Here is a 10,134-nt window from a genome sequence, read left to right on the forward strand (position 1 = left end):
GCCCACGACCACACCGCCACCCCCACCGCCGATGCGCAAGAGGAGATCGTGCTCGGCGTGGACACCCACGCCGAGATGCACGTCGCAGCAGTGATCACCGTCATGGGCGTGCTCCTGGGCACCCAGGCGTTCCCCGCCACCGCCGACGGGTACGCGGCGCTGCTGGACTGGGCGCGCGGACACGGCCACCTGCGGCGGGCCGGCGTGGAAGGCACCAGCTCGCACGGCACCGCCCTCAACCGCTACCTGCGCCGTCACAATCTTCAGGTCCTGGAGGTCAACCGGCCCGATCGAGCCCGTCGGCGGCGGCGCGGCAGGACCGACGCCGTCGACGCCGAGAACGCCGCACGAGCGGTGCTGTCGCAGGATGCCACCGCCATCGCCAAGACCGGTGACGGTCATGTCGACATGATCCGCATGATCAAAGTCACCAAGGACTCGGCGATCAAGGCCCGCAGCCAGGCCATCAACCAGCTCCGGGCCGTCCTGATGCGCGCCGATCCGGCGCTGCGCGACGCACTGGCCGGTCTGGGGCCGGTCACCCTCATCGCACCTGCGCAGACCTGCCCGACGCCGAGCAGCGCACCATCGACGATGCCGCCTGCAAGCGTTGGGTGCTCGAAGGGCGGGGGCTTGCGGCAGGCGTACTTCCGAGTCACCCGTGCCCGCCGGCGGCGGCGAGTGACCGGAGCTTTCCGCCGTTGGCGTCGAGCCAGTGGGTCGTGTCCTCCAGCTTGCGGATTCGGTCGGCGACCTCGCCGAGTTGTGCCTTCCCGTTCAGCCAGCGGCCCGCCCGCGACAGGGCGCTGCCGACCGCCCGGGCGAGGAGCAGCCGGGGCAGCGCGTCGGCCTCGGCGGCGTCCAGAGGGCGGACCGAGGCGTATCCCCGGAGGAAGGCCGCCGTGCGGGTCTGCCAGTCGCGCGTCTCCAGGGCCCCGCTGTAGAACAGCGCCGCCATCATGTCCTGGACCAGGAAGCCGACCCCGGCGAACTCGAAGTCAAGCAGCCCGCTCACCTCCCCGGTGTCCTCGTCGACCAGCACGTTCGAGGCCGCCAGGTCACCGTGAATGACCTGGGTCGGCAGCGCGCCGCCGCCCGCAGGCCACTCCTGCCCAACGCGGTGTGCCACGGCGTCGAGGCGGGCGACCCGCTCCGCGCTGATCTCGGCGGCGCGCAGCTGACGGCAAAGGGCGCCGACGTGCGGCACGGCGGGGTGCGCCAGAGGATTAACGCGCCAGTCCCCCAGCCCGTCTTCTGGCGGCATTCCCAGCATCTCATCGCCGAGCAGCCCGGCCGCCCGGCCGAAGCGCTCGAGTGCTGTCTGTCCCGTGAGGTCGGGCCGCACGCCGGGGATCCACCGGCAGACGGTGGCGGGTCCGGCTGCGGTCTCGAGCACCGTGTCTCCGCTGGGCGCGGCGACTGGTTCAGGTACCTGGAAGGGAAGTCCGGCATGCCGTAGCCGCTGCAGGATCCGGTGCTCGGCGCCGATCTGGGCGGCGGACTGGGTCTGGTTAACTCGGAGCACGAATCGGAGGCTCCCCTGGCGGAGCATGAACGTCTGGTTGTTAGTCCCCTGCTCGGCTCGGGTGATCGTTGTGCCCGAGGGGAAACCCCACACTGCCGTCAGCGTGGCCAGGAACTCCAGGTCGGCGGGCGCGGTCATGCGCCAATTCTGGTGGCATGCCCAGGCCGGCGCGCAACCGGTTATAGGCCCCCTCAGAGCAAGAGTCGGCAGAGGGTTCCAATTCTGGTCGACCAGCCGGGTTCGCGCTTTCCTGCTCGGGTCGAGCGGTTCTGGGCGTATGTGGGGTGCCCCCTGACCGGCGTGCCTGACCGGCGCGCGTAACCGCTGAGCGCGATCAGCCGGCTGCGGCGCGCTCGGTCTGCGACGCGCCCGACCCTCGACGGGCTGAGACGGCGGCTCGTCGAGGGCGGGCGGCCCGGAGCACGATCCCGCGCCCCGGCCGTTCGGTCATCGCCCGGTCACTTGTCCGGGCAGAGTACTGTTTCAGCCGCCTTATTGATGGCCTGGCTGATCGCGAGTGGTGAACCGACGCTCGTCGTGGTGGACACGGCGAGCTGGAGCCGGCCGTCCGAGGAGGTGAAGGTGGTGGCGATGAAGCCCGCCGTGCCGCCCGACGGCACCTCGAACGCCGGGTCGCCGCCGCACAGGCGTTCGCTGGGAGGTTGGGTGGGCTGCCCCTCCTGCGGGTCGGTGATCACGCGTTGCAGGTCAGGAGGCAGCAGCTTGCCCTGGACGAAGGCGCGGTGGAACCTGGTGATGTCGCGCGCTGTGGAGACCACCCCTCCGGCGGCGTTCCCGTAGCTCGCGTTGAGCCGGTGCATGTCGCGCAGCTTGCCCTGGGGGTCGGTGTGGTACCCGTGCCCGTGCGGGCCCTTGATGCCCTGGGGCGGCCTGGTCGGCAGGTACGAACGGCTCATCCCGAGCGGTTCGAACAGCCGACGGGCGAACTCGGCGGCCAGCGATCTGCCCGCCACCTTCTCGATGATCAAACCGAGGAGTGTGTAGTTGGTGTTGGAGTAGTGGTACTTCTCTCCCGGCTCTCCGGTGCGAGGCTGGTCGCGTGACATCTTCACCAGGTCGAGCGGCGGGTAGTAGGTCGTGAAGTCGTAGAGATCGACCAGCTTGCCGTCGAACCAGTTTGGGATGCCCGAGGTGTGCCGCAGCAACTGGCGTACGGTGATCTCGCCGGCCCGTGCCACGGCGTCCTGTTCGGCCACCTCTGGCAGGAGGTCGGCCAGCTTGTCCTCCAGGTCGATCTTGCCCTCCTTGACCAGCTGGAGCACCACGACCGCCGTCAGCCGCTTCGTCTGCGACCCGATCCGGTAGCGGGAGTCGCTGGGGATCCGACCTCCCTTGCCGTCGATCCGGCGCGAGCCGGCTGAGCCCTTGCCGGCGCGCTTCCCGTCGACGTACACCTCCCCGATGGCCCCTACGACACCGGCGGTCCCGGCAAGGGACCGCATCGCTTGTTGAACGTCCCCCAGCTCGGGCCTCAGCCCTGACGCGGCGGCGGTGGCGGGCGCGGCGGCAACGCTCAGCGTCAGCACGGCGCAGGCCAGACCGGCCACGCGGACCGATAGAGGGTGAATCATCGATGATCCTTTTCTCGAGGGAATATCCCGGAGGCACCGGCCGAGACCCTGAGGGCCTCGGCGGCGACCGTTCGAAACCCTCTTTGTAAGGGGGCGGGCGTTTCCTCACTGTTTGCGCAGGAGACGCGCATGAGGGCGATCCGCACCGCCCGCCGCTGAGTGAGCAGCGCCGCGACATCCTCAGGCCAGCACTCGGTGAGTCGGGTCCACCAGGTGTGCAAAGTCTGCGCCTGAAAGCCCACCACCGCCCGAGCTCAAATGTCTCGTCGATGGGTGAGCGCTCAGTGTCCTCCGACTCTCAGCCGCACTTCTCACAAACACTCATTTCTGAGAACAAGATCGGCCTCACTCGGAGGCTCGCGGCATTGTTCTTGCCGGGCGTCTGCAAGAACGCATCGTCCAGTTGTACTCCCGGAACGGAATGTCACGCCAAGCTGCTTCAGTCCCGCCTGCTAACGCGACTTTTCGTTCGCATGCTGCTCAACCCCCTTCTCCCGCTCAAGCTCGGCGTTGCGCAATGCCAGCGCCTCAATCTGGTTGGCATAAGTAGTGATCACCTCTTCGAGGTCTCGTCTGGCCTGGGCGTGCTCTCTTTCGGCCGTCTTCAGCTGGCGTTTGAGCTGGGCGAGCTGATCACGGAGTTGAACGAGTTCCGGCTTGCGCGCGTCGGCGTTGGCCTTGGCCGTCGAGGACGCTCAACGACTTCCGCACCGCCGCTTCGAGCCGGTCGTGGTAGTCGTCCTGGGAGGTGACGGTCTTGCCCAGCACCTGCTTGACCGCCTGGGAGAAGCAGGACTCGTCGGCGGCGCGCCACTTCTTCAGCTCGCCGGCCGACAGCAACATCAGCGTCTTGTTGTTCGGATTGTCGTGCCGGGCGGGGTTGACGGCCTCGTCCTTCGGATAGACGTTCGGGGACCAGACCCCGAAGCCGTACTTGGCCCGGTAGGCCCGCAGCGCCTCCACGTCACCGGCGAGCCGCTCCTTCTCCCCAGGCTGCCACGTGTACCGAGGCTCCGGGGAGGCCACGTAGTCCAGGCCCCGCTCCTTCATGCAAGCGACGCGCTCGGCCTCCAGTCGTGCCTGCTTCTCGTACGCGGCGGCGTCCCCCGGACGGCGGCGAGACGAGACCGCCGAACGAGCCGGCGAGCAGGGTGGCCGCGACCGCCTTGGCGATGAACATGGATGTTCTCCTTCTTCCTTGAGGGCATGCCGCATCGATCTGCGGGCATGCGAAACAGGACTCACGGCCGGAAAGGCCGGATCAGGTGGGGAAAGTCTCAGCAGGGGATCTTCATGCGGGACGCCCTCGGCGACACCTCGGGCAAGCCGGGGGCGAGATCGACGGCGAGCACCGCGGTGCCGTTCGTTGCGCCCTTCTTCTCGGTGTACTCGCCGCCGGAGGGCGCTTCCACCTCGCGGTCCCTGGTGTTCACCGTGCGCTCGCCCAGATAGCGGTAGGTCGTCCGATCGAAGATCAGCTCCGACCGGGTGCCATCGCCCTCGTCCATGGCGACGGCCAGACCGGGGCGGCCCGCAGCGTCCACGGCGTCGTCGATGAGCACGATGCCGTCCAGCCCGGCGGCGACCTGGTACAGCGCGGCGCCCAGGCTGGGCCGAATCACGGACTCGCGGACCAGTGCCTGCAGGGAGCGCCAGATGCGCAGCGGTCCCTCGCCCGTGTCGGCCACGATCTTCGCGCGTACCTGGGCGGGGTCCGTCGGCCAGGCAGCCAGCCGCGCATACGCCGGCCTGCCGGGACAGGCCCCCGGCTCGGACACGATGTCCTCGACGCCGCGGTCCCAGTACTTGCGCGGCGCCGGTCCCGTGGCCGACAGGTTCTGCCTGCGGCTCAGCCACGGCTTGCCCACGTCGGCGGCCTCCCACCGCTCCTCGCTGACCAGCACCTTGGTGTAGAGCGTGCGACCCGACTTGTCCTTGGTGTACAGGCTGTGCTGGGCCAGCGTCTTGGTGTGGACGTACTGGCCGCGTACCGGCGCTGTGTCCGGTCGGCCGGCGGCGGCCCGCGCGGCCAGGGTGAGCAGCGCCTTGGCATCGGCCGGAGGGGCAGCGAGCACATAGCCGGGGGTACCAGGATCAGAGCCGCCCAGACCCGCCTGGATGACGGTGATGCCGCCAGTGAGCATCACCGCCATGGCGCTGACCAGGCCGGCACGCCGGATGGGCAGCCCGGTCGACCACCTTCGGCGCGGACGGCCCAGCCGAGACGCCTGTGCCTCGCGGGCCAGGCGGAGCAGGCGGTCACGCCGCGAGCGGCCGCCTCCCGCGTGGGCTCGGGCTCCGCGAACACGGTCTCGATCAGCTTCAGCTCGTCCATCACCACTCCCCGATCGGGTTGACGTCGCCCAGCGCCTTGCGCAGCTTCTTGCACGCCCTGTTGATCCGGGACCCGACGGTCCCCACCGGTATGTCCAGGGCCGTGGCGATCTCCTCATAGCCCAGCCCACCGAACACCAGCAGGAACACCACGTCGCGATCGCCCATCGCCAGCCCCTTCAGCCCTCGTACGAGCTCCGGCCGGCTGGCCTGCGCCGCGAGCCGCGAGGTTACCCCGTCCTCGTGCCCGTCAGTGGATTCCTCGGCCGCGACCTTGCTCAGCGCGTTCAGGCGGCGGCTCTCACCGCGGCGGTGCCGGGCCACGACGTTCGTGGCGATCCCGAATAACCACGACCGTATGGTGCCCCGCCGCGGGTCGAAGCCGCCCCTGCCGTTGAACGCGAGCAGGAAGGCGTCCGCGACCAGGTCCTCGGCCTGCTCGCTGCCGAGCCGGGCGGCCAGATACCGGTAGACCTCGGTGAAGTACCGGTCGTACAGGAGGGCGAACAACTCGGGATCGTCCAGCGACCGCTCGACCACAGTGACGTCCTCCAGCACATCCTTGGCGTCAGGTGGTGCAGTCATGGCGTCCTTCCGAAGGCAACTGTCGCCCAGTGTTCGCCGCTCAGCAGGTTCACTTCACGCCAATTTCCGGCGCGGCCATCGAAGCGACCTGGCGGGAACGCGCCCTCAACTCCGAAGACGGCTGGTCAGCCTCCATGCTCATGGCCCTGTCCGGCCACCGGAACCTGGGTACCTTGGGCGTTTACGTTCAGCCCAGCACCGAAGCTGTCGCCGCTGCGCTCGCTGATCAGGACCCAGGCCGTCGATGCCGCTGATCATCCCTGTCGGGTAATGAATGCCTGAATTGGGCTAACGCAATCGCGTGTACTTGGTTGACAGCGGTCTTACAGAGACCCCGTACCCGGCCTTGCGCAGGTCGTCGGAGTACCGGGGCGAGCTCCCGCGCGGACGCCTCAGCGTCGTCGGCCCACGCGACCTGGAACGACCTTCCGTCGCCGCCGCCCTCAATGACGAACCCGCCCTGGCGGCTCACGACGGCCCACGCCAGCACGGCGCCCCGCGCACCGCGCGGCCGTCGAGATCGCCGAGAACGCCTCCTGGGCCGGCGTTCCGTGGGAAGCCAGAGATCCGTGGGTGGTCAAGGTAGAGGAGATGGGCCGCTCATCGCGGATCGTGCTGCAGTACGACCTGGCCCGCGGCAAGGTCCAGCGGGTCAGCACGTGGGAGTACCTCACCGGGATCACCGACGCCGAACGCGAGCAGCTGCGCGCCGAACGGATCGCCCGCGGCGAGCCCCACGACCGTGACCTGACAGACGACACACAGCCGGTCCCGGGTGGCGCCGCCCGCAACCAGGACCCGGACGCCACGCCGCACCACGCCGGCCAAGGCGAGAGCGAAGCGCCCGACGTCGACGCCGATGGCCCCGAGGCCCTGCCCGCGACGGAGATCACAGCAGTCCTCGCCGAAACCGAACCAGACATCGACACCGAGCACGACGCCGATCGGCCCCACCTCACCCTGGCCAGCGACAGGCCCGAACCCGGGACGCGGGCGTGCCCACCGCCCCGCCAGCAGCTGAGACCGCCGTCGTGGCCGGCACCGTTCACCAGCTCAAGGTGGCCTTGCGGGACGTCCAGCCGCCGGTCTGGCGGCGCATCCAGGTGCCGTCGGCCGCCCGCCTGTGGGACCTGCACAACGTGATCCAGATCGCGATGGGCTGGCAAAACTTCCACCTGCACATGTTCGCCAAGGACTGGGTCGAGTACGGCGACCACCACAGCAGCGAGTACGACGTGACCCTGGCCAGCCTGCTGCCCGACCCCGGCGAGTGGCTGGCCTACCGCTACGACTCCGGCGACTGCTGGGATCACGACCTGGTGGTGGAGAAGATCCACCGGCCGGCCCCGAAGGCGCTCTACCCGCGCTGCAGCGCCGGCGGCCGCGCCTGCCCGCCCGAACAGCGGCGGCCCCGAGGGATTCGCCGACCTGCTGCGCGCTGTCATACACGCGTGACCGGCTCACCGGCGCCGAACGCGACATCGCGGCGAGGCGTGGCATCGGCCCGCAGCTCAGAGAACCACTGGCCGCGGCCGTCATCTCCGCGCTCGACGGAACGAACACCGGGGCGGCGTGTGAAGTTCTGACGGCGGGTCGCGATCGTGCGGCGGCGGCGCTCAACTTCGAACTGGCCGCCCGGATTCACGACGAGCTGGCAGCGCTCGAATGGGTGACGAGCATGCAGCGCGTCACCATCGAAGGCGGCGGCGACCAAGACATATGCGGATGGGCAGACGGCCTCGCCGTCACGTTCAGCATCCGCGGCGGGCGCCTGAATCGATGGGACCAGCACGAGTGCAGTCGCTCGGCCGTCGCCCAGGCAAGCGCCGCGACCCCGCCTGAATGGGCCGCGTTCGCCCAGCGAAATGCCGAGCTGGCCGCAGCGCTCATCCGAGTCTGACTGGGCGGACTGCCTCCCGCGCATCAGACAGCTGGTGACCTCTCGACGATGCACCAGCGCGGCAGCTGCGCCAGCCTAACTTGCCTTACGTGCCTGAATGACCTCCAAGCGGCTGACCAGCGAGAACGCTTGAGAACCCCAGATAACCATTGCCGCGAGATGGAAAGGAAGTAGATAATCCGAATCAAAACTAGTTGCTAGGCTGGGGACATGACTGCCATGGCCGCCGCCCGCGCCGAACCAGACCTGTCCTACCTGCTGGACCATTCCAGTCACGTCCTGAGAACCCAGATGGCAGCCGCCCTGGCCGAGATCGAACTGACCGCGCGCATGCACTGCGTCCTGATCCACGCCCTGGAAAAGGAGCGCACGCAGATCCAGCTCGCCGAGATCGGCGACATGGACAAGACCACCATGGTGGTCACGGTCGACGCCCTGGAGGAGGCGGGCCTGGCCGAGCGCCGCCCGTCCAGCACCGACCGGCGGGCCCGGATCATCGCGGTCACCGAGAAGGGCGAGGAGGTGGCCAAGAGGAGCCAGGAGATCGTCGACGGCGTGCACAAGGCCGCCCTGGGGGCCCTGCCGGAGGACGAGCGCAAGGCACTGCTCCGCGCGATGAACCGCCTGGTCACGGGACACCTGGCGACCCCCGCGGAGGCGCCGCAGGCCGTACGGCGGGCTCGACAGAAGACATAACTAAATCAGTAGCAGATAGTCTGCAACGAAACTATCTGTTATGGTCTCTCCTGTCCCCCTAAGGAGCAGGAGAAACGTCATGTCACCCACCCCACCTCGATCGCGCTGGCTGGCCCTCGCCGTGCTGTCCGCCGCGATGCTGATGACGATCCTGGACGGCAGCATCGTGACCGTGGCGATGCCGGCCATCCAGCGAGACCTGGGCTTCTCGCCCGCCGGCCTCAGCTGGACCGTCAACGCCTACCTCATCGCCTTTGGCGGCCTCCTGCTGCTGGCCGGCCGCCTGGGCGACCTGATTGGCCGGAAGATGATGTTCCTGGCCGGCAACGCGGTCTTCACCGCGGCATCGGTGCTGGCCGCCGTGGCGAGCGGGCCGGGCATGCTGATCATCGCCCGGTTCCTGCAGGGCGTCGGCAGCGCGATGGCCTCCGCCGTCATGCTGGGCATCCTGGTGACCTTGTTCGCCGAGGCCAAGGAGCGTGCCAAGGCGATCGGCGTCTTCAGCTTCACCGGCGCCGCCGGCGCCTCGATCGGCCAGGTCCTGGGCGGCGTCCTCACCGACCTGCTCAGCTGGCACTGGATCTTCTTCATCAACGTGCCCATCGGACTGGCCACGATCGCCCTGGCGATCCGGGCGCTGCCGGGCGACCGCAGCGCCGGACTCGCAGGCGGCGCCGACGTCGTGGGCGCCGTGCTGGTCACCAGCGGGCTCATGCTGGGCATCTACACCGTGGTCAAGGTCGAGCAGTACGGCTGGCTCGCCGCCCACACCCTCGGCCTTGGCGCGGTGTCGCTGGCTCTGCTGGCCGGATTCGTCTGGCGCCAGGCCACCGCCGAGGCGCCGCTGATGCCGCTGCGGATCCTCCGCTCCCGCAACGTGTCGGGCGCCAACCTGGTGCAGATCCTCACCCTGTCGGCCATGTTCGCCTTCCAGATCCTCGTCGCGCTCTACATGCAGAAGGTCCTCGGCTACGGCGCGCTCGAGACGGGCCTGGCCATGCTGCCCGCGGCACTGGCCATCGGCGGGGTGTCACTGTTCGTCTCGGCCCGGCTCAGCACCCGCTTCGGGGAGCGCGCGGTCCTGCTGACCGGCCTGGTGCTACTCCTCGGCGCGATGGGCTGGCTGGCCCGCATCCCGGTGCGCGCCGACTACCTCACCGACCTGCTCCCGGTCATGCTCCTCATCGCCGGCGGCGGCCTGGTGCTCCCCTCCCTGACCGCGCTCGGCATGTCCGGCGCCAAGGCCGACGACGCCGGCCTGGCCTCCGGGCTCTTCAACACCACCCAGCAAATCGGCATGGCCTTCGGCGTCGCCGTCCTTTCCACCCTGGCCGCCACCCGCACCGAGCAGCTGCTGAGCGCGGGCCAGGACCAAGCGACCGCGCTGACCGGCGGCTACCAGGTGGCCTTCGCCGTCGCCGCAGCTCTGCTCGTGGCCGCCTTCACCGCCGCACTTCTCATGCTGCGCCAGCCCAAGCCGGACGCCCCCACCCCCCAGCAGG

Annotated in this window: 11 protein-coding genes and 2 pseudogenes; 6 read left to right on the forward strand and 7 right to left on the reverse strand. The window is 69.3% G+C overall.

The genetic code is table 11. The features are described 5' to 3' along the window. Positions 1-102 precede the first annotated feature (102 nt). Positions 103-435: pseudogene (locus tag E1294_RS58655) on the forward strand (IS110 family transposase); the annotation flags it as partial. 220 nt (positions 436-655) lie between these two features. Here the strand turns inward: E1294_RS58655 and E1294_RS48780 are convergent. The 7 genes from E1294_RS48780 to E1294_RS48810 all read right to left on the reverse strand — a co-directional run bounded on the left by E1294_RS48780 (position 656) and on the right by E1294_RS48810 (position 6,990). After that, positions 656-1,663, reverse strand: a complete 1,008-nt coding sequence (locus E1294_RS48780) for a phosphotransferase enzyme family protein (RefSeq protein WP_132519132.1) — start codon at positions 1,661-1,663, stop codon at positions 656-658. A 320-nt stretch (positions 1,664-1,983) separates the two neighbouring features. Beyond that, a complete protein-coding gene (locus E1294_RS48785; protein ID WP_132519135.1) occupies positions 1,984-3,117 on the reverse strand; it encodes a serine hydrolase domain-containing protein in 1,134 nt (377 codons plus the stop codon). A 633-nt stretch (positions 3,118-3,750) separates the two neighbouring features. Next, a complete protein-coding gene (locus E1294_RS48790) occupies positions 3,751-4,167 on the reverse strand; it encodes a hypothetical protein (RefSeq protein ID WP_132519138.1) in 417 nt (138 codons plus the stop codon). A 227-nt stretch (positions 4,168-4,394) separates the two neighbouring features. Then, the gene (locus tag E1294_RS48795) at positions 4,395-5,336 is read right to left on the reverse strand and encodes a CU044_5270 family protein (protein ID WP_246083821.1); all 942 of its coding nucleotides are present in this window, start codon (positions 5,334-5,336) and stop codon (positions 4,395-4,397) included. After that, positions 5,261-5,452 carry a hypothetical protein gene (locus tag E1294_RS56855; RefSeq protein ID WP_132519144.1) on the reverse strand — a complete coding sequence of 64 codons (192 nt, stop codon included), beginning with the start codon at positions 5,450-5,452 and terminating at the stop codon, positions 5,261-5,263. Before E1294_RS56855 ends, E1294_RS48795 begins: the two co-directional genes overlap by 76 nt. Next, positions 5,452-6,036: an RNA polymerase sigma factor gene (locus tag E1294_RS48805; protein WP_132519147.1), complete on the reverse strand. Its 585-nt coding sequence runs from the start codon at positions 6,034-6,036 to the stop codon at positions 5,452-5,454. The genes E1294_RS56855 and E1294_RS48805 overlap by 1 nt, the downstream gene beginning before the upstream one ends. 600 nt (positions 6,037-6,636) lie before the next feature. Beyond that, complete coding sequence (locus E1294_RS48810; RefSeq protein WP_132519150.1) at positions 6,637-6,990, reverse strand: hypothetical protein; 354 nt, start codon at positions 6,988-6,990, stop codon at positions 6,637-6,639. Between the two features lie 41 nt (positions 6,991-7,031). Here E1294_RS48810 and E1294_RS48815 point away from each other — a divergent pair, with 41 nt between their 5' ends. The 5 genes and pseudogenes from E1294_RS48815 to E1294_RS48830 form a co-directional block, all read left to right on the forward strand. After that, positions 7,032-7,622, forward strand: coding sequence for a plasmid pRiA4b ORF-3 family protein (locus E1294_RS48815; RefSeq protein WP_132519153.1), 591 nt, complete (start codon positions 7,032-7,034; stop codon positions 7,620-7,622). Then, a pseudogene (locus E1294_RS58660) lies at positions 7,619-7,696 on the forward strand (UvrB/UvrC motif-containing protein); the annotation flags it as partial. The gene E1294_RS48815 and the pseudogene E1294_RS58660, both read left to right, overlap by 4 nt. 18 nt (positions 7,697-7,714) lie before the next feature. Then, positions 7,715-7,936, forward strand: a complete 222-nt coding sequence (locus tag E1294_RS53795; RefSeq protein ID WP_165977911.1) for a hypothetical protein — start codon at positions 7,715-7,717, stop codon at positions 7,934-7,936. A 210-nt stretch (positions 7,937-8,146) separates the two neighbouring features. Further along, complete coding sequence (locus tag E1294_RS48825; protein WP_132519159.1) at positions 8,147-8,632, forward strand: MarR family winged helix-turn-helix transcriptional regulator; 486 nt, start codon at positions 8,147-8,149, stop codon at positions 8,630-8,632. Between the two features lie 79 nt (positions 8,633-8,711). Then, positions 8,712-10,134 (forward strand): DHA2 family efflux MFS transporter permease subunit (locus E1294_RS48830; protein ID WP_132519162.1); only part of this gene is annotated, 1,423 nt, incomplete at its 3' end.

The organism is Nonomuraea diastatica (genome assembly GCF_004349015.1).
In the GTDB taxonomy this organism is placed as follows: Bacteria; Actinomycetota; Actinomycetes; order Streptosporangiales; family Streptosporangiaceae; genus Nonomuraea; species Nonomuraea diastatica.